Raw genomic sequence first — 17977 nt, forward strand, 5'->3', positions numbered from 1 at the left:
AGAATTTTTATGTGTAAGTCTATTATTGTTATATTTTAAGAATAAATCAAAGTAAAATTAGCTCATCTATGTTGCAGTGCTGAATTACTATACATTTTCAAAGCCCTAGAATTTTAAAAACTAAAAAAGACCACCTTTAAGGGCAGTCTTTCATCAGGAACCTCGACCGAAGAGTTTAAGCGGTGATGTCCTTATTCTGCTGTTGGTTATTACGCTCCCAGATTTTTTCATGGAAGAAGAAAGCTACTGCTTGTACCGTTGGCTCTAATAAACTTAAGGCAATGGCCATCGTTAAACTGCCGGTTACCAAGTAACCCACAATCATCGCTACTGTAATGTGCATAATGTAGTAGCTGAAGGTCTTTTTGAACATGCGTTGGTTATTGTCTACAAAGCGTTGAATATGTGCCATGTCGAAGTTCCTCAAAATCATCATCTCTGTCGATGAAGAAATAATAATAATTCTCATTTAATTTGTAAAAACGAATATTTTTTATAAATTAATCGGAAAATTAGATTTATGAAAATAGAGCTAAAGCATGATTTGATTCAGCTTTTAAAAGATTCCAAAAAGTTTTTTAACTGATAAAAATGATAAATTAGATTTATGTGATTGCAGCGATATAATCAAAATCAGAGAAAGAATTTACCCAGTCCAGTGGAGTACATCGACATGGCAGGCGCAACCCAAACAGCAAAAACATTATATGATAAATTGTGGGACGACCATTTAGTAACGCAACGTGATGATGGTTCTGCCTTACTGTACATCGACCGTCACTTATTACATGAAGTGACTTCTCCACAGGCCTTTGAAGGTTTGCAATTGGCCGGGCGTAAGCCATGGCGTTTAAGCGCGAATATTGCCACACCGGATCATAACGTACCGACCTCGAAGAAAGAGCGTGAGCAGGGTGTTGCCGGAATTGAAGATGAAACCTCGCGCATCCAGGTGCAAACTTTGGATGACAACTGCAAGACCTTTAATATTGTTGAATTTGATATTAACGATATTCGTCAGGGCATCGCGCATGTGGTCGGGCCGGAGCAAGGCTTGACCTTACCGGGCATGACCGTGGTATGTGGTGATTCGCATACGGCAACACACGGTGCTTTTGGCTGTTTGGCGCACGGTATTGGTACATCAGAAGTTGAACATGTGTTGGCAACCCAATGCCTGGTTCAAAAGAAGATGAAAAACATGCTGGTGCGTGTTGATGGCAAATTAGGTCAGGGCGTAACACCAAAAGATGTGGTCTTGGCGATTATTGGCAAGATTGGTACCGCAGGCGGTACTGGTCACGCGATTGAATTTGGCGGTCAGGTCTTCCGTGACATGTCTATTGAAGGCCGTATGACTGTGTGTAACATGGCGATCGAAGCCGGTGCACGCGTGGGTATGGTCGCTGTCGATGACAAAACTATCGAGTATGTTAAAGGCCGTCCTTATGCGCCGACTGCGGAGCAGTGGGATCAGGCGGTGGCGTACTGGAATACTTTACATTCGGATGAAGGCGCATATTTTGATACGGTTGTGGTGTTGCAAGGTGAAGAAATTGAGCCGCAAGTGTCTTGGGGAACTTCTCCTGAGATGGTCATTCCAGTTTCTCAAGCAGTACCGACTTTAGAACAAGCCAAAGATGATGTACAACGCAATGACTGGAACCGTGCTTATCAATATATGGGCTTAAATGCCGGTCAGGCCTTGGCTGAGATTCAGCTGGATCGTGTCTTTATCGGTTCATGTACCAACTCGCGTATTGAAGATATCCGTGCTGCAGCTGAAGTGATCAAAGGTCGCAAAGTCGCATCTTCAATTAAACAGGCGATGGTGGTTCCGGGTTCTGGTCTGGTCAAAGCTCAGGCAGAAGCGGAAGGCTTGGACAAGGTATTTGTCGAAGCGGGCTTTGAATGGCGTGAACCGGGTTGTTCAATGTGCCTGGCAATGAATGCTGACAAATTACAACCAGGCGAGCATTGTGCCTCGACTTCGAACCGTAACTTTGAAGGTCGTCAGGGCAATGGCGGTCGTACCCATCTGGTGAGTCCAGCCATGGCCGCCGCCGCTGCGATTGCAGGTCATTTTGTTGATGTCCGTTCATTCTAGTTTAAGCCCTCATCCCGACCTTCTCCCAGAGGGAGAAGGAGTTCCCTCTCCTGAGTGAGTTTTGAAGCATTGCTTTAAAACGAAGCGCAAGTGAGGGGTAGGGAGAGGTTACGAATTCATTGGGAAATAAATATGAAAGCTTATACCGTTGAACAAGGTATCGTTGCACCTTTAGATCGTGCCAATGTCGATACAGATTTAATTATTCCAAAACAGTTTTTGAAATCGATCAAACGTACCGGTTTCGGTGACAATTTATTTGATGAATTGCGTTATCTGGATGAAGGTTATCCGGGTCAGGATAATTCAGTTCGTCCGATCAATCCCGACTTTGTCTTGAACCAGCCACGCTATCAGGGCGCATCTATTTTAATTTCACGTGCTAATTTTGGTTGTGGTTCTAGTCGTGAACATGCGCCGTGGGCCTTGAGTGAATATGGTTTTCGTACTGTGATTGCGCCAAGCTTTGCTGATATTTTCTTTAACAACTGCTTTAAAAACGGTATGTTGCCAGTGATTTTGGCTGAAGATATTGTTGAGCAGTTATTTAAGGAATGTGCGGCAGATGAAGGTTATCAATTAACTATTGACTTGCAGGCACAAGAAGTTCGCACCCCTACAGGTGAAAGCTTTAAGTTCGAAGTCGATCCATTTCGCAAGCATTGCCTGTTAAATGGTCTTGATGATATTGGCTTAACTTTGCAGGTGGCGGATGATATTCGTGCCTATGAAGAAAAAACCAAACAATCGCGTCCTTGGGTATTTGCCGAAATTCATGGATAAATCAGTAAAAATTGTCATGGCATGACTGCGATGCCCTTGCTAATATCGGAAGATTATTGAGTTTTTTGATTGGGTAAGACAGACATTATGGCGAATTATTGGAAACAGTGGCTTGCTTTAAGTGCAGTATCGGTGCTGTTGACTGCATGTCAAAGCATCGACACGATGAAACTCAAACATGCCAAAGAAAGTACTGAGAGCAAAAGCAATGCCCTGATTTACTGTACAGGGACGCCAGATTGCCAGTTCGAACGCTTCAATCAGACCATCATTGTCAACGCCGACAATGGCCGCATTAGTGGTGAAGCGCTGAAACAGAAACTGGTACGTTTGCAGGCTAAAAACTTAAATCAGGCCAATCCGATTTATTTATCCGTGCCGGCAGGACAGCATGAACTGTTGGTACGTTTTTATCCGATCAGTAAGGATAAAGCGGAAACTTTACATGTGTTTCATCGTTTTCAGGCCAATAAAACCTATACCTTAAAAATGTTCCGCGACCGTAATGCGCGTAGCAGCAGTTTATTAAATGCTTCGGCGCCTGATCCGCTTTGCGTAGATCTGGTACAAGAGCAAAAAACCATTCGTCGTTTTTGCAAACCCTATAATGCAGTCACCGGGATTGCAGAGTTTGTAGAAAAGAAAATTTAACCTCTGTCAGGTCTGAATCTGACGTTTTAAACGGAAAATCTCATGTCTAAACAAATTTTGATTTTAGCTGGTGACGGCATCGGTCCTGAAATTGTCAAAGCGGCAGAGCAGGTGCTGACTCGTGTAAATGAAAAATTTAATCTTGATTTGACGTGGGAGCAGGGTTTACTCGGTGGTGCGGCCATTGATGCTCACGGTTCACCATATCCAGACGTAACGTCTGAGCAGGCTAAAAAAGCCGATGCGATTCTACTCGGTGCCGTGGGTGGTCCAAAATGGGATACGATTGAGCGTTCAATCCGTCCAGAACGTGGTTTATTGAAATTGCGTAGCGAACTGAACCTGTTTGCTAACTTGCGCCCAGCGATTCTTTATCCGCAACTGGCTGATGCTTCAAGCTTAAAACCTGAAATCGTGGCGGGTCTGGATATTCTGATTGTGCGTGAATTAACGGGTGGTATTTACTTCGGTCAGCCACGTGGTATCCGTGAACTGGAAAATGGTGAGAAGCAAGGCTACAACACCGACGTTTATTCAGAGTCTGAGATCAAGCGTATCGCTAAAGTCGCTTTTGAAATGGCCAACTTGCGCGGTGGTAAAGTGTGTTCAGTGGATAAAGCCAACGTGCTTGAAGTAACTGAGCTGTGGAAACAGACAGTGACTGCGCTGAAAGATGCCGAATATCCTGAAATTAATTTATCGCACATGTATGTCGACAATGCCGCAATGCAGCTGGTACGTGCACCGAAGCAGTTTGACGTGATTGTCACCTCGAACCTGTTCGGTGACATCCTGTCTGATGAAGCAGCGATGTTGACCGGTTCAATCGGCATGTTGCCATCGGCATCTCTGGATGAAAATGGCAAAGGCATGTATGAGCCTTGTCATGGTTCTGCACCAGATATCGCCGGTCAAAACCTGGCAAATCCATTGGCGACCATTCTTTCAGTGGCGATGATGCTGCGTTATACTTTCCGTGAAGAAACCGCTGCTAAAGCCATTGAAGATGCAGTAGGCCAAGTCTTGGATCAAGGCTTGCGTACGGCGGATATCATGTCTGAAGGCATGCAAAAAGTCGGTACGGTTGAAATGGGTCAAGCAGTCGTTGCTGCATTGAACTAAGCCTGCTTCGATTCAAAAAAACGCAGCCTTGAGCTGCGTTTTTTATGATGGAAATTTCGAAGCTTAAACGGCTTAACAGGTTCGGCCTGTGGTGCGTACCGCGGTCGCAATATTATCTTTGAGTAAGAAGGTGATTTTACATTGTAATTTGACGTCGTAGCCGCCGGCAGGGCTTACTGACACGGGAATAGGTACAGTGCCTGTCCCTGTGGCAGGAAACTGCGCTACAGGCAAAGGAATGCTAATGGGGCGTTGTACTACATAGCTTAATTGCTTGGCGCTGCGTTCAGGCCCACTGATCTGCTGATAACCTAAACGTTTTAGATCCAGAGTTTGATCGATCAGTTGGCTGCTTTGCCCAATGAACTGTTGTAAATAGGCATCACGCTGTGCAGCAGTCGTTGAGGAGGTGGTGCTGCATGCACTAAGCAAACTCAATGCTGTACAGCATACTAAAATCAGTGTGAACTTCATGAGCTGTCCTCACACCAAATAAAATGAGTGTAAGCGCATTCCATGCAAAAATACTGTTGTGATTTGATACACGGTAGAAGTTTAGCGTATTGAGATTGATCCCTGATTTAATCCGATCCAGGCTTTGAACTCGATGAGTACAGCTTAACAAGCTCTACCGGTAAAGCGAATCGCCTGAATAATTTCATCTTTCAAGTCAAACCAGATTTGGCATTTCATCTCAATGTTATAACCACCATTTGAGGGCATCGGCATCGGTGCACCGATCGAGATACTTTGACTGATATTCGGCGTGCCCATCGGAATATTCATATCCCGAAAAATAGTGTAGCTGAGAAATTCTGTGGTTTGAATCGGTTGCTGGGAGGTCTTGAATCCCATGGCACGAAGATCCAGCTGGCTACGAACCTGTGCGGCAGTTTGACCCACATAAGGTTGTAGAGACTGATGCAGATACTGATTGCCGCCGGTAGAGCACGCAACGAGAAACAAGCTGGAAAGTAGGGACAAGCATTTCATATTCATTGTTTTTAATTCAATGAATAGTCGTGAATTTATAGACCTGTGTCAAATTATTTTACTGATTGATAAATAATTCAAGTAATAAAAAAGCCACTAAAAGTGGCTTTTGCTTGCGCTAAAACTTAGCGTGCACGATATGTGATACGACCTTTAGTCAAATCATAAGGTGTCATTTCAACCTTCACACTGTCGCCCGTTAAAATACGGATATAGTGTTTACGCATTTTACCAGAGATGTGGGCAATCACTTCGTGACCGTTCTCTAAACGTACACGGAACATAGTATTAGGAAGCGTCTCGGTGACAACGCCTTCGAACTCGATGAGTTCCTCTTTATTGGCCATAGCCTACCTGAATGAATAAATTGGAAAGGCGCAAATTATAGTCAATTTTTTTGCAAAATACAAGACGAAACGGGCGTTAGACTGATCATCTGCCAGTAAAATAGGCGAACTGTCACGATAATTTTTTTAACTAAAAAGACACCTGTTTCTGTTGTCAGTTTGGTCAATCACAGTTAATCTAAAATTAATCTTTTTAAGTATAAATGAAGTACATACAAGGAAGGCTTTTGAGTGAGTCAGCTAACGGATGCATCAGTCGTATTGCGTTTAGGCTATCAGGCGATTCGTCGTGCGGGGTTGCCAACAGAAGAACTTTTGACCAAAGCAGGAGTGGCTTTAAATCAGGTGGAAGCCAATGACCGTACCCCGCTGAGTGCCCAATATGCCTTTTGGGTGGCGGCAGAGGAAGTCAGCAAGGACCCGGACATTGGATTGCATCTGGGTGAGCACCTGCCACTTTATCGTGGTCAGGTCATTGAACACCTGTTTGTTTCATCTGAAAATTTTGGTGAGGGACTGAAACGTGCTTTGGCTTATCAGCGACTGATCAGCGATGCCTTTGCTGCCAAATTAGTGATTGAAGATGATCGCTGCTATTTAACCAATGGTGAACAGCCTTTTGCTGAGAGTCTGGTCAATCGTCATTTTACTGAATGTGCTATGTCAGGTGTACTGCGTTTCTTTAAATTTATTACCGAAGGGCGTTTTGAGCCGATTTATATCGATTTTAATTTTTATAAAGGGGCACCTGATGATGAATACTTCCGGGTTTATGAGTGTCCGGTCAGTCTAGGTCAGAAAGAAACTCGTTTGTATTTCGATCCGACTATCCTGGAATATCCGCTGTGGCAGGCTGAACCTGAGCTGTTGCAGCTGCATGAGCAACTGGCCATTGAAAAGCTACAGGAACTGGCAAGATATGATCTGGTCGGTGAAGTACGTCGTGCAATCGGCTCTACTTTGGAGAGTGGCGAAACCACGCTAGAAACTGTGGCAGCCCAGCTGAACATCACGCCACGCCGTTTGAGAACACAACTGAGTGAGGCACATACCAGCTTTCAGCAGATTCTCTCGGATTATCGCTGTCGTCTGGCCAAGCGTTTGCTGGCGAGTACCAATGAGAGCGTCGAGAGGATTGTCTATCTGACCGGTTTTTCCGAGCCAAGTACCTTCTATCGTGCCTTTAAACGCTGGACCAATGAAACGCCAGTGGAATATCGGAAGCGGAAGCAGCGTTAAAAATCCCTCCTAACCTCTCTTTAAAAAAGGGAGGAATTCCCCTCCTTTTAGGAGGGGTTAGGGGAGGTAAATATTCTAAAAAATTTAAAAACTATTCCGGCATATTCAGCCAGTGCGGACCTAAGGGTAATTCAGGTAATTCAAACTGCGCCGGATAATCAGCATGAATAAAATACAAACCATCTGCTGGCGCAGTCACACCAGCAGCTTTACGGTCTTCTGCCGCGAAAATATTATCAATATGATCGGCAGCATACATGCCCTGACCAATTTCCAATAAACATCCCATGATATTGCGCACCATATGGTGCAGAAAGCCATCGGCCTGAATATCCAGTACCAGATACTGACCATGCTGAATCAAGCGGCAATGGCTGACATGACGAACGGGCTGATTGGACTGACAGGCTGCGGCGCGGAAGCTTTCAAAGTTATGCGTGCCTTCAAACTTTTTCGCGGCGTATATCATCTGTTCAACATCAAGCGGTGCATAGACATGGGTGACCTGTTTATGCAGCAATGCCGGGCGCACAGGGTGGTTATAGACCACATATCGGTAGCGGCGCGCCTGTGCCTTAAAACGGGCATGGAAGCTGTGATCCATCTCTTTGATCCACTGGATCGAGATGTCTTTAGGGAGTTGGCTATTGCAGCCCATCAGCCAGCCACGTTCAGAACGCACGGCATCCGTATCAAAATGTGCCACCATATTGGTGGCATGGACACCCGCATCCGTACGACCAGCACCATGCAGGCTAATCGGTTGATCGGCAACTTTGCTCAGAACCTTCTCAATGGTTTCCTGTACGCTTGCAACTCCCGGCTGTTGAGTCTGCCATCCTCGATAATGCATCCCACAAAACTCAATTCCCACCGCAAAACGCTGCATAATGACCTCAAAACCTTATTGATCGTACCAATGACGATGCCATTGCTCTACAGTGTCGTATTGTAAATACATTTTCAGGGCTTTTGCATACAGATCCGCATGTCCATAACTTTCATTCAGCAAAATTTTGCAGTGATTCACCCATTCGGCAATGGCATAGCGCTGATCCGTCGCACCAAAAGGCACTTGGGTGGTTAAGACGGAAATACAGCCCTGCTCATACAATTGATCAATGAGCGCAATCATGGTGTCATTGACCGCCAGGTTGCCAGTGCCAAAACCTTGCAAAAATAGAAAATGCGGTGGTCGAGCCAAGAGGTTGTTCAAGTTATTCAGCTGCTGAGCCAGATCAATCGGCTGCATCATGATGCTCATGCAGTTGAATTCAGCCGCTTTCGCAATATCTTCTACCTTGACCTGATAACACGGTTGATGGGTCTGGATTGCGATATTGGCCTCAAGACCTGCAAAGGCATTTAACTCGGTAGTATGCTGTTTCAGTGCAGTTTGCGCATGTAGCAGCTGATGATGGAATGCCAGATAGACTCCAGCGCTACATTCGCTGACGGAATCTAGTGCAAATTTCAGGTTATCTAGGGCATCACTAAATTCACGCTGTTCATTGCCTTGAGCATTCAGCAACGGATATTGGCTACCGGTCAGCACCACATGCGCCGAGTTTCCAATAAAATGTGCCAGTACTGCACTGGCATAACTCAGCGTATCTGTACCGTGAATAATCACAAAATGCTGGATTTGCCGCGATTGCAATTGCTGAATAAACTGTACCAGTTGCAACCAGTCGGTTGCTGTGCAGGCACTACTGTCCTTAATGGCGGGTGCATGATGGCATTCGACGAAATACTGCTCTGCAAGTATCTGTTCGAGCTTTGGAATAAATAAATCAGCAGGCATCGGTGCAAGAGGATCTCCCACGCAGCCGAATGTGCCACCCATATAAATTAATGCAATATTTTTTATCATAAAAAAAGCAGCCAATTATTGACTGCTTTAGTGTAAATCGAAATGCATCAAGATGCGATTTGATTCAGTAATTGCTCTGCGCGTTGCTGTTGTTCAGGAGTATATTCAGCTTCTCGCTCGGCAATGATTTCACGGGCAGCGGCGTAGGCACCGAGTTGAATATATTGCTGGGCAAGATCAAGATTGAGACTTGCTTCATTAACATCCAGTAATTCGGGGAAAGATTGCACGAGTGGATCATGCTGGTCTACGGCTGCCTGAGCTGGCGTAGCAGGAAGATCGAAACTCATCACTGTTGCAGCAGGCGCTTCTGGCGTGGTTTCCAAATGATCTAATTTGAAATCCATGCCTGATAGATTGGTTTGTGCAACCGGATCTGCCACAGGTGCTGCAGCTGTTAAGCTGGACAGATCGAACTCAGTTGCAGGCACCGCAGTTTTTTCAGCTGCTGGTACAGGTGTGTCAAGTGAGAATGAAAAATCTAGAGGCTTGATTTCCTCAGTCACAGTTGGTGCTGTTTCTACTGGAGCAGATTGTTCCAAATCCAGTTTAAAGTCTAAGACAGGTGCCGTTTCTGTTACTGCTGTAGTTTGAATATCTGTAGATGTACTCTGAAATTCAAAATTTACAGAAGGAGCAGCAGGTATAGGAGCCTCTTCAGCTTTTGGTGTTTCTACTGGGGTAGTCTTTGGTTCAAAATTAAATTCAAGTGGTTGAATATCTGCTACAGGTTCTGCAATAGGGGCCGGCTTGCTTGATTGAAAGTCCTGCTGCAATTGTTCAAATGCTAGTTCATTTGAAGGAGCCGGTGCAACCAGATCGGCAAAAGCATCTGAAGTTGAAGTAGCTTCCTGCGCAGAAGAAGTTTTAGGCTGGGCACTTGGGAAATCAATGGTATCTTGTACAGCAGATGAAGATTGTTCGAATTCACGCTGTTTTGCTTCAGCTTGCGCCAGAATCTCATCTAAATGCAAAGAACGGATATGGTTGAGCAGCTGTGAAATTGCAAACTCATCTTTTTGTAAGATATGAATATCCAATAACAGCAGATAGAGTTCATGCTGGGAATTATCCCGATTCAGTGCCTGGTTAATCTGTGCTTCGGCCGCAAAAAAATTACGCTCTTGAATCAGGCCTTCAATTTTCTTGCGTGTGTCTGCTGATAATGGCGTTGCTGATTTTTTTGTGACCCCGACTGGCTCCACCACTTTGGTTCTTTGTGGGGCAGCTTTTGAAGCAGAGCCAGTTTTTTTCGCTTTTACCGTTTTAGTTTTTGCTTTATCTGATTCTTGAGCATCTTGTCGTTTTTTAAAGACAATTAATACGATGATCAATATCACTAATGGAATCACATAAATCAGCATGTTTTACCCCTTGGGGATAGAGTAGTTTAAATTCGCCTATCCCAATAAATCGTCATGTGTAACTTTTTAATTAATTGGCTTCTTATCTGCTTGTTGGGCTTTGAGCTGTTGTTGTAGCTGGGCCAGACGCGCATTTAATAACTGAATTCTGTGATCCTTCTGATTGAGTGCCAATTCTAATTCAGTCACGTTTCTCTGTAATTTAACGGTTTTTTCTCGGGCTGTCATAACTTTTAATGACAATTCCTTTGATGTTTGATTGCGTTCTGTGTTCTGGTTTGCAGAAACTTGCCCAGAATCGTGCTGGTTCTCAGCCACCAGGCTCATTTCTGCCTGATTCAAACGGTATTTTGTTTTGCCAGCAGGCTTAGAAGGTCGCTCGGTTTGCTTTGCTGCAGTGACTTTAATGGGCGCAGGTGCAGGATGAGTCGTATTTAAGTTCAATGCAGCACCCTTGCGTAGACGATCGGCATTTCCTCCGATAAAGGCATGCTCATTGTGTTTTTTGATTTGCTGCATGACTTCGTTGACCGGGCGCTGCTGCTGTTCGGCAATTCGTGAAGCAATCCCCCACAGTGACTCATTGGATTGAACGACATAAGTAGGTTGAGTCTGATTCGGAGCTGCTTTGATTGGTGAAGCTTTTGCAGTCACTGGAGCTGGAGTTTTCACCGGATTGGATGATCCAGTTGATTTTCTGGCTTGTTCCTCAGCAAATTTTTTCACCAATGGATCACTGGAGGCGGTTTGATGATCAGAACGGGACTCTACAGCTTTCTGCACATCTGCTTTATTTGATGCTGATGCGCTTTGATTTGCTGGCATCGTACTAGCTGGTTTGTTTGTAGTCGAAGCTGCTGCAGGAGCAGGCGATGCAAGAGTTGCTTGTGAGGTCTTTACTGAATCTGAAAGCGCCGCTGCAGTTTTATCTGGGGCTTGAGTATCGGGTGCAGTTACAGCCTCGCTTTTCAGTACAGGCGCAATCGCTTGAGCCTGAATCGCTGGACTTGATGTCATTACAGCTGGCACAAATGCAGTTTTAGGAATAGAAGTGTTCGATAATGTTGGTGGTGCTGTACGTTGCAATGCCAACGGCTTTTCTAGAGCCGGTGGCTTATTTAAGGCTGTGGAAGCTGTTGTACTGTAATGACTACTTACGGGTAAGTTGAGTGCAATATCTTTTTCACTGACGACGACAACTGGTGCAAGCGGGCGTTCATTCTGTTTGAGACTGGCTTTTAATAAATCGGTTTTAGCTTGTAAGGGCGTACGAATATGTTGCAGCCGTGCGGCATTGCCTTCCTTGATTTTGACAATAATATTCAGCTCGCGCTCTGTCATTGGTCGAGAAGAAGTAATAGTAATGACCCCGGTGCCATTATTGCTACGCCGAGTAAAAAAGTTTAGATGACCAGGCGGCTGATGCGATGCACCAATTGACATTAAATCTTCAGGTGAAGCCAGACTGACTTCAATCGGCAAATTGATATTAGACTGCCGAAAAGTCATTTCTGCATAGAGTAATTCCCCAGGGGCAGACTGAATCTGAACCGGATCTACATTAATCGCATAAATGTTTTGTGAAGCGACAATGGCTAAAATGGCAAGCTTTAATTTGTTATATACAGTCATCTTAATCGTGAGCTCAGTCATTATCGCATAGCGAAAATTATAGATTAACGGGATGTTTGTTTTTTGTAAAATACTTACGCAATAGTTACATAAAAAAGCCGATCAATAAAGATCGGCTTTTGGCTTTATATCCAAAGGATATTAGGCATTTTTATAATCAATCAGAATACGCAGCATACGGCGTAACGGCTCGGCCGCACCCCAAAGCAACTGGTCACCTACAGTGAACGCACCCAGATATTCTTTACCCATATTCAGCTTGCGCAGACGGCCGACTGGAACGCTTAAAGTACCTGTTACAGCAACAGGCGTCAGATCAGTCATGGATGCTTCACGAGTATTTGGAACCACTTTAGACCAGTCATTGGCACGTGCAATGATGTCTTCGATTTCATCCAAAGGTACATCTTTTTTCAATTTCAGGGTTAATGCCTGAGAGTGACAACGCATGGCACCAATACGCACGCAGTGACCATCAATTGGCACGATCTGCTGGTTGCCCAGAATCTTGTTGGTTTCAACCTGACCTTTCCATTCTTCTTTCGACTGGCCGCTTTCCAGTTGCTTGTCGATATAAGGAATGAGTGAACCAGCCAAAGGAACGCCAAAGTTTGCAGACGGGAAGCCTTCACCACGTTGTAGTTCAGCAATTCTAGAGTCGATATCCAGAATTGGAGAACGCGGATCATCTAACAACTCTTTGGTATTGTTATATAAATAACCCATACCATTGATCAGTTCACGCATGTTCTGCGCGCCAGCACCAGAAGCGGCCTGATAGGTCATTGATGTTGCCCATTCCACCAGATTGTTCTGGAACAGACCGCCCAGGCCCATCAGCATCAAGGAAACTGTACAGTTACCGCCGACAAAAGTCTTGGTGCCTTTGACCAGACCATCTTTGATCACATGCATGTTGACCGGATCAAGTACGATGATGGCTTCATCATCCATACGTAAGGTCGATGCTGCATCAATCCAGTAACCGTTCCAGCCTTCAGCTTTCAGTTTCGGGAAAACTTCAGAGGTATAGTCGCCACCTTGACAGGTAATAATGACATCCATTTGCTTCAGACTGTTAATGTCTGATGCATCCATAAGTGCTGGGGCAGTCTTACCGCCAAATGCTGGCGCTTCACCGCCTGCATTACTGGTAGAGAAATAGAATGGCTCAAAATGAGCAAAATCATTCTCTTCAACCATACGTTGCATAAGGACGGAACCGACCATCCCGCGCCAACCGACCAGACCTACTTTCATGTCACTTTGCCTCGGTGCGTTAAAAAATCAAAAGGGATTCGAGTGTACCAAAAAGGGACTCAACTGCAAGAGCTACACAATCAAAACATCAATATTCTTGAGCGAAATATCTGCTTTATGATACATACAAAATTGATAACGTCATTTTTCTTTTAGAAAAAATAATAACTTAATTAAGAGCGCAGTTTATGATATGGGTTATCCAAATTCTGGCAATCATTGTCATTTGGTTAAGTTTTTGGTCACTGATACCACGTGATGAATGGTGGATTCGGGGTGCGGATTTTCCACGCTTACAAATTCTGGTATTGGGCTTTATCGCCTTTATTCTTTTTCTTCTGGTTGATCATCCCTGGAACTGGTTGAATCAGCTACTTTTTATAGGGCTGATGGCGGCTTTGGCCTATCAGCTGAAAATGGTATTGCCTTATACCTTTATCTGGAAAAAACAGGTCAAGCAGGTCAAGCAGGATCAGCTGGATCCGCAACGTCAGATTTCCCTCGTCGTTTCCAATGTACTTACTACCAATACCAAATATCATTTACTGATCGAGCAGATCCAGATTCATCAGCCAGATCTGGTTTTAACCCTGGAAACCGATCAAAACTGGCAAAATGCACTCTCAGTGATTGAAGCTGATTATCCTTATCGCGTGCCTGTGCCTTTGGATAATCTGTATGGCATGCATCTATATAGCAAGCTTGAACTGAGTGAAACTGAGGTTAAATTTATTCTGAGTGATGAAATTCCCTCCATTCATACCACGGTGATCTTACGTTCGGGACAAGCGGTACAGCTCTACTGTCTGCATCCCAAACCACCCAGTCCGACCGAGGCCAAGGATTCTACCTTGCGTGATGCTGAACTGCTGATTGTCGGTGATCAGATTAAAGATCTGGATGAAAGCTGTATCGTCATGGGCGATCTGAATGACGTGGCCTGGTCACGTACCACACGCCTGTTTCAACGCATTAGTGGGTTGCTAGATCCGCGGGTAGGGCGTCATTATGTAAATACTTTTCACGCAGATTATCCTTTTTTTCGCTGGTCGCTGGATCACGTCTTTCACAGTACCGATTTTGCCTTGGTACATATGGAACGTTTACCGCATGTAGGCTCTGACCATTTTCCGGTCTTTCTGGTTTTACAAACCGGTCGGGTATTCGAGCATATTCAGGAAGAATTAGAACAAACTGATGAAGATGAGCAAGAAGCACAAAAAGCTATTGAAGAAGGCATTCAGAAAGCAGAGAAAGAGGAAAAAATAGTCACTGATGAAGTTGCTATGGCATATAAAGAAGGAGGCAAAATCTCTTAGCTTTTTAGAAGAAAAGTGTACGATATTGCTTACAACAGTTTCCGCTTCTTGCGAATGGGCAGGGGTTGGAAATCTGGGTATTCTAGGTTTATCAGCACAGGGAGTCGAGAAAGGATATTCTCATAAGGAAGACGAAGCTGAATGAAAACATCATGGATATGATGCTGAAAGGGAAATCACAAAAAGCAGAACGAATTATAATATGTGAAAGCACAACCTCATTAACCCGAGTTTTACAGGATGTAGAGCTCGGGTTAAATTATTTCAATTACTTAAACATGATTTTAAGCTATAGCCCTTCAAATTCCGTGATCAAATCGATTTAGTAAATTGATTTATAACCTTCAGGGCGAGTCTTAAAACGGCGGTGGAACCACATATATTGGGTCGGTGCGATGCGCAACTGCTGCTCAATCACCCGGTTCACGCGAGTGGCATCTTCAACTTCATTCTCACTAGGGAAGTTTTCCAGTGCCGGTTCAATGAGCACATGGTAGTGCGGATTGTTAATATCGCCATGACGGTAGAAATATAAAGGAATTGCAGCCGCTTTGGTCATTTTCAGTAAACGGCGATGTGCGGTTACAGTCGCCGCAGGCACGCCAAAAAAAGGTGCCATCACGCCTTGTTTTAAACCATAATCCTGATCCGGACTGTACCAGATCGCATGGCCATTTTTCAGGTTACGTACCAGACCGCGCATATCATCATGGTCAATCTGATTGGCATAAATTGTGGCGCGACAACGGTAAATCAGCATGTCCAAAAGTGGATTATTCTGCGGACGATAGACCACATCCGGTTCAAAATATTGTGCGCAAAGATAACCACCCGCATCGAGCAAAGTTGAATGCGTGCCTAATAACAGCATGCCTTGGCCTGCGGCTTGTGCCTTCTGAATATGTTCCAAGCCTTCAATACTGACGCGGCCCTGAAACCATTTCGGACTGTACCAGGCATTCAGCGTCTCAAACACCCCCAGCATTTGATCGATAAATACCTGACGGGCATTGTCCTGTACCTGCTTTTCAGACCATTCGGGAAAGCAGACTTCCAGATTACGCAGCGTGGTTTCACGGCGTGATTTCAAGTATTTAAAAGAAAGGTGGCCCAGCAGGGACGCCAGACGATGCTGAATGGCCCAAGGTAAGATCGCCAGAATCATCAGGAAAATAATGCCTAGCCATTTGCCCCAATATTGAGGTAACAGGAATGACCATTGAAATTCACCGGGTTGATATGCAGGCTGAGTACTCATAAAACAATTTAGGGCCAAAAGATTAAATGCAGTCTAACAGAGAAGATTATTGAAATAAAAAAGCATCTGTACGAATACAGATGCTTTAGTAAAAGCTCGGGGAATATTTAGCCGTTACTTAGGTTGTCCAGTTCTTCCCAACGCTCTAATTTTTCCAGTAACAGCTCATCAATTTCGGATAAACGGTTAGAAAGTTTCAATGCTTTATCGGAATCAGTCACAAATAAAGAGCCATCAGCCAGTTGTGCGTTGATCTCGGCCTGCTCTTTTTCCAGTGCTTCCATTTCAGCAGGAAGTTGCTCGAGTGCACGCTGGTCCTTGTAGCTAAGCTTAACTTTTTTGGCAGCGACCGGTGCCGCCTCGGCTTCTGCTTTGGCTATGGCTTTTTTCACGGCACTTTTTTGGTCAACCACGGTTTGATCCGGACGTTGTTCAAGATAATCCTGATAACCGCCAACATATTCGTCAATATTGCCCTTACCATCAAAGACCCAAGTGGATGTTACCACGTTGTCCATAAAGGCACGGTCATGCGAGATCAACAGCAGGGTGCCTTTGTAGCCACCCAGCATCTCTTCCAGTAACTCTAAAGTCACCATATCCAGGTCGTTGGTTGGCTCATCCATCACAATCAGGTTCGATGGTTTCAGCAACAGTTTCGCTAGCAGGATACGGTTGCGCTCACCACCTGACAAAGCTTTGACTGGTGTACGGGCACGTTCTGGCGAAAACAGGAAATCTTGTAAATAACTATAGATATGACGACGGTTACCATTCACATCCACGTGGTCAGAACCTTCTGAGACGTTATCTTTAACAGATTTTTCCAGATCCAGCGCATTACGGAGCTGGTCGAAATAGGCCACTTCTAACTGCGTACCGGTCTTCACCGTACCGCCATGTTCTAGCTCGCCCAGAATGGCTTTAATGAGGGTAGTTTTACCGACACCGTTATCACCGACCAGACCGATACGGTCGCCACGGAGGACAAGTGCAGAGAAGTTGTTGATGATCGGTGCATTGTCACCGAATTTCACACTCAGGTTCTCAATTTCAAACACCAGTTTGCCGGAACGGTTGGCATCCTGAGTCGCCATCGTCACTTTACCTTGTTGCGAACGACGTGCTCTAGATTCTTCACGTAATGCTTTTAGGGCACGGACACGACCTTCGTTACGGGTACGACGGGCTTTAATCCCTTGACGGATCCAGACTTCTTCCTCAGCCAGCTTTTTATCGAACAGCGCATTTTGCTTTTCTTCAGCTTCCATTTGCTGGGCTTTCAGGTCTAGATAACGTGAATAGTTACCTTCATAACTACGCAGTTGACCACGATCCAGTTCAACAATACGGGTAGCAATGCTATCGACAAAGGCACGGTCATGCGAAATGAACAATAGGGTCAAATTATTTTGATCGAGCAGGAATTTTTCCAGCCATTCGATACTTTCAACGTCTAAATGGTTCGTCGGTTCGTCCAGTAACAGCACATCGGGTTGGGTAAGTAAAGCACGTGCCAGTAGTACACGACGTTTACGACCACCAGACAAATCGGCAAGATCTGCATCCGGGTCCAGGCCCATTTTGCTTAAAATCGAATTGACCTTGGTTTCCAGGGCCCAGCCATCCAGCTGATCCATTTTGTGTTGCAGGTTGCCCATACGATCACAGGCGTCCATGTCACCTAGTACACAAGCTTCACTGGCAGCATGATAAGCACGCAGAACTTCTGACGCTTCACCAGCGCCATCTGCCACGATATCAGCCACTTTACCTGAATCCATCGGTACATCTTGCGCCAGCATGGAAATAGTAATGCCGTTTTGTAATGAAACTTCGCCGTTGTCAGGCAGTAAACTTCCTTCAATCAGCTTAAGTAAGGTAGACTTACCCTCACCATTACGGCCAATCAAACACACTCGTTCGCCGCGTTCCAAGTTAAAATTCGCGCCGTCGAGCAGGGCGGGTCCACCAAACGCAAGTTGGACATCCCTAAGGGTAATATAGGCCATAATGTTTCCTGAAATCC

At 44.9% G+C, this 17977-nt stretch carries 17 protein-coding genes; 6 read left to right on the forward strand and 11 right to left on the reverse strand.

Going from position 1 to position 17977, the window contains the following annotated elements:
- Positions 1 to 175: 175 nt before the first annotated feature.
- Complete coding sequence (locus AC13CK_RS14720; RefSeq protein WP_425879084.1) at positions 176 to 412, reverse strand: DUF2061 domain-containing protein; 237 nt, start codon at positions 410 to 412, stop codon at positions 176 to 178.
- A 261-nt stretch (positions 413 to 673) separates the two neighbouring features.
- Here AC13CK_RS14720 and leuC point away from each other — a divergent pair, with 261 nt between their 5' ends.
- From leuC to leuB, 4 genes are all read left to right on the forward strand, one after another.
- Positions 674 to 2107 carry a 3-isopropylmalate dehydratase large subunit gene (leuC, locus tag AC13CK_RS14725; RefSeq protein WP_005107970.1) on the forward strand — a complete coding sequence of 478 codons (1434 nt, stop codon included), beginning with the start codon at positions 674 to 676 and terminating at the stop codon, positions 2105 to 2107.
- A 132-nt stretch (positions 2108 to 2239) separates the two neighbouring features.
- Positions 2240 to 2890 (forward strand): 3-isopropylmalate dehydratase small subunit, encoded by a 651-nt coding sequence (gene leuD, locus AC13CK_RS14730; RefSeq protein ID WP_138742831.1) that lies wholly within the window; start codon positions 2240 to 2242, stop codon positions 2888 to 2890.
- Positions 2891 to 2977: 87 nt separating this feature from the next.
- A complete protein-coding gene (locus tag AC13CK_RS14735) occupies positions 2978 to 3541 on the forward strand; it encodes a hypothetical protein (RefSeq protein WP_425879086.1) in 564 nt (187 codons plus the stop codon).
- Between the two features lie 42 nt (positions 3542 to 3583).
- Positions 3584 to 4663 (forward strand): 3-isopropylmalate dehydrogenase, encoded by a 1080-nt coding sequence (leuB, locus tag AC13CK_RS14740; protein ID WP_425879088.1) that lies wholly within the window; start codon positions 3584 to 3586, stop codon positions 4661 to 4663.
- A 72-nt stretch (positions 4664 to 4735) separates the two neighbouring features.
- On the opposite strand, the gene AC13CK_RS14745 is transcribed toward leuB, so the two are convergent.
- From AC13CK_RS14745 to infA, 3 genes are all read right to left on the reverse strand, one after another.
- A complete protein-coding gene (locus AC13CK_RS14745) occupies positions 4736 to 5137 on the reverse strand; it encodes a hypothetical protein (protein ID WP_044111837.1) in 402 nt (133 codons plus the stop codon).
- Positions 5138 to 5281: 144 nt separating this feature from the next.
- Entirely contained in the window at positions 5282 to 5662 is a 381-nt protein-coding gene (locus AC13CK_RS14750) for a hypothetical protein (RefSeq protein WP_425879090.1), read from the reverse strand.
- A 119-nt stretch (positions 5663 to 5781) separates the two neighbouring features.
- Positions 5782 to 6003: a translation initiation factor IF-1 gene (gene infA / locus AC13CK_RS14755; RefSeq protein ID WP_001284370.1), complete on the reverse strand. Its 222-nt coding sequence runs from the start codon at positions 6001 to 6003 to the stop codon at positions 5782 to 5784.
- A 231-nt stretch (positions 6004 to 6234) separates the two neighbouring features.
- On the opposite strand from infA, the gene AC13CK_RS14760 reads away from it, so the two are divergent.
- Complete coding sequence (locus tag AC13CK_RS14760) at positions 6235 to 7242, forward strand: AraC family transcriptional regulator (RefSeq protein ID WP_005107962.1); 1008 nt, start codon at positions 6235 to 6237, stop codon at positions 7240 to 7242.
- A 91-nt stretch (positions 7243 to 7333) separates the two neighbouring features.
- Here AC13CK_RS14760 and truA read toward each other — a convergent pair whose 3' ends face one another.
- From truA to asd, 5 genes are all read right to left on the reverse strand, one after another.
- The gene (gene truA / locus AC13CK_RS14765; RefSeq protein ID WP_004278489.1) at positions 7334 to 8131 is read right to left on the reverse strand and encodes a tRNA pseudouridine(38-40) synthase TruA; all 798 of its coding nucleotides are present in this window, start codon (positions 8129 to 8131) and stop codon (positions 7334 to 7336) included.
- A gap of 15 nt (positions 8132 to 8146) precedes the next feature.
- Positions 8147 to 9115, reverse strand: coding sequence for an asparaginase domain-containing protein (locus AC13CK_RS14770; protein WP_425879097.1), 969 nt, complete (start codon positions 9113 to 9115; stop codon positions 8147 to 8149).
- Between the two features lie 47 nt (positions 9116 to 9162).
- Positions 9163 to 10479, reverse strand: a complete 1317-nt coding sequence (locus AC13CK_RS14775; RefSeq protein ID WP_425879099.1) for a fimbrial protein FimV — start codon at positions 10477 to 10479, stop codon at positions 9163 to 9165.
- A gap of 66 nt (positions 10480 to 10545) precedes the next feature.
- Positions 10546 to 12132 (reverse strand): FimV/HubP-related protein, encoded by a 1587-nt coding sequence (locus AC13CK_RS14780; protein ID WP_425879101.1) that lies wholly within the window; start codon positions 12130 to 12132, stop codon positions 10546 to 10548.
- 120 nt (positions 12133 to 12252) lie between these two features.
- Positions 12253 to 13371, reverse strand: a complete 1119-nt coding sequence (gene asd, locus AC13CK_RS14785; RefSeq protein ID WP_004647391.1) for an aspartate-semialdehyde dehydrogenase — start codon at positions 13369 to 13371, stop codon at positions 12253 to 12255.
- A 188-nt stretch (positions 13372 to 13559) separates the two neighbouring features.
- On the opposite strand from asd, the gene AC13CK_RS14790 reads away from it, so the two are divergent.
- On the forward strand, positions 13560 to 14690 hold the full coding sequence (locus AC13CK_RS14790; protein ID WP_138742837.1) for an endonuclease/exonuclease/phosphatase family protein: 1131 nt from the start codon (positions 13560 to 13562) through the stop codon (positions 14688 to 14690).
- A 322-nt stretch (positions 14691 to 15012) separates the two neighbouring features.
- On the opposite strand, the gene AC13CK_RS14795 is transcribed toward AC13CK_RS14790, so the two are convergent.
- Positions 15013 to 15948 (reverse strand): LpxL/LpxP family acyltransferase, encoded by a 936-nt coding sequence (locus AC13CK_RS14795; protein ID WP_004729480.1) that lies wholly within the window; start codon positions 15946 to 15948, stop codon positions 15013 to 15015.
- Between the two features lie 107 nt (positions 15949 to 16055).
- Positions 16056 to 17960 (reverse strand): ATP-binding cassette domain-containing protein, encoded by a 1905-nt coding sequence (locus AC13CK_RS14800; protein ID WP_114541280.1) that lies wholly within the window; start codon positions 17958 to 17960, stop codon positions 16056 to 16058.
- Positions 17961 to 17977 lie beyond the last annotated feature (17 nt).

Source organism: Acinetobacter sp. L-24, from assembly GCF_056857555.1.

Excerpts from the sequence above, each read along its gene's own strand:
- asd (WP_004647391.1), bottom strand. The coding sequence starts at position 13,371 with ATGAAAGTAGGTCTGGTCGGTTGGCGCGGGATGGTCGGTTCCGTCCTT.
- AC13CK_RS14770 (WP_425879097.1), bottom strand. The coding sequence starts at position 9,115 with ATGATAAAAAATATTGCATTAATTTATATGGGTGGCACATTCGGCTGC.
- AC13CK_RS14745 (WP_044111837.1), bottom strand. The coding sequence starts at position 5,137 with ATGAAGTTCACACTGATTTTAGTATGCTGTACAGCATTGAGTTTGCTT.
- AC13CK_RS14800 (WP_114541280.1), bottom strand. The coding sequence starts at position 17,960 with ATGGCCTATATTACCCTTAGGGATGTCCAACTTGCGTTTGGTGGACCC.
- AC13CK_RS14750 (WP_425879090.1), bottom strand. The coding sequence starts at position 5,662 with ATGAATATGAAATGCTTGTCCCTACTTTCCAGCTTGTTTCTCGTTGCG.
- AC13CK_RS14775 (WP_425879099.1), bottom strand. The coding sequence starts at position 10,479 with ATGCTGATTTATGTGATTCCATTAGTGATATTGATCATCGTATTAATT.
- AC13CK_RS14720 (WP_425879084.1), bottom strand. The coding sequence starts at position 412 with ATGGCACATATTCAACGCTTTGTAGACAATAACCAACGCATGTTCAAA.
- leuB (WP_425879088.1), top strand. The coding sequence starts at position 3,584 with ATGTCTAAACAAATTTTGATTTTAGCTGGTGACGGCATCGGTCCTGAA.
- truA (WP_004278489.1), bottom strand. The coding sequence starts at position 8,131 with ATGCAGCGTTTTGCGGTGGGAATTGAGTTTTGTGGGATGCATTATCGA.
- infA (WP_001284370.1), bottom strand. The coding sequence starts at position 6,003 with ATGGCCAATAAAGAGGAACTCATCGAGTTCGAAGGCGTTGTCACCGAG.
- leuC (WP_005107970.1), top strand. The coding sequence starts at position 674 with ATGGCAGGCGCAACCCAAACAGCAAAAACATTATATGATAAATTGTGG.
- AC13CK_RS14735 (WP_425879086.1), top strand. The coding sequence starts at position 2,978 with ATGGCGAATTATTGGAAACAGTGGCTTGCTTTAAGTGCAGTATCGGTG.
- leuD (WP_138742831.1), top strand. The coding sequence starts at position 2,240 with ATGAAAGCTTATACCGTTGAACAAGGTATCGTTGCACCTTTAGATCGT.
- AC13CK_RS14790 (WP_138742837.1), top strand. The coding sequence starts at position 13,560 with ATGATATGGGTTATCCAAATTCTGGCAATCATTGTCATTTGGTTAAGT.
- AC13CK_RS14795 (WP_004729480.1), bottom strand. The coding sequence starts at position 15,948 with ATGAGTACTCAGCCTGCATATCAACCCGGTGAATTTCAATGGTCATTC.
- AC13CK_RS14780 (WP_425879101.1), bottom strand. The coding sequence starts at position 12,132 with ATGACTGAGCTCACGATTAAGATGACTGTATATAACAAATTAAAGCTT.